The sequence below is a fragment of the Vibrio sp. Y176 genome (assembly GCF_033438945.1).
Genome location: NZ_JAWOQS010001019.1, coordinates 1 through 550 on the forward strand (window position 1 = coordinate 1; position 550 = coordinate 550).

1 pseudogene is annotated in these 550 nt (G+C 44.7%); it reads left to right on the forward strand.

Going from position 1 to position 550, the window contains the following annotated elements:
* Positions 1 to 164 precede the first annotated feature (164 nt).
* Positions 165 to 550 (forward strand): annotated as a pseudogene (locus R7O13_RS29970) (4-phosphoerythronate dehydrogenase); the annotation flags it as partial.

Here is a 550-nt window from a genome sequence, read left to right on the forward strand (position 1 = left end):
TCCGCGATGCCGATTGTTGCTACCTCGACAAACCAAGCTATTCTCCGCCTTGAGGTTTATTGGGATTATATCTTGAGATTTTTCCCGAAAAGGGCACAATCGCCATAGCTTCGCTTTTTGCGAATAAACAAACTCATAAAATGGATCTTAAAAACGCTGGCGCTATGAAAATTATTGTTGATGAAAACATGCCGTACGCTGAAGAGCTATTCAGCCAACTTGGTGAAGTGATTCTAAAACCGGGTCGTACCCTGACTGCTGATGACCTGATTGATATCGATGCTCTGATGATTCGATCGGTAACCAAAGTAAACGCTGAACTGATCAGCAAAGCGAACAAGCTCAAGTTTGTTGGTACGGCGACAGCGGGTATGGATCACGTTGACCAAGCTCTTTTGAAAGAAAAGGGTATTTTCTTTACTGCAGCACCGGGTTGTAACAAAGTTGGCGTTGCAGAGTACGCATTTAGCGTCATGATGGTACTCGCGCAGCAACAAGGTTTTTCGGTTTTTGATAAAACCGTAGGCATTATTGGCGCAGGCCAAGTGGG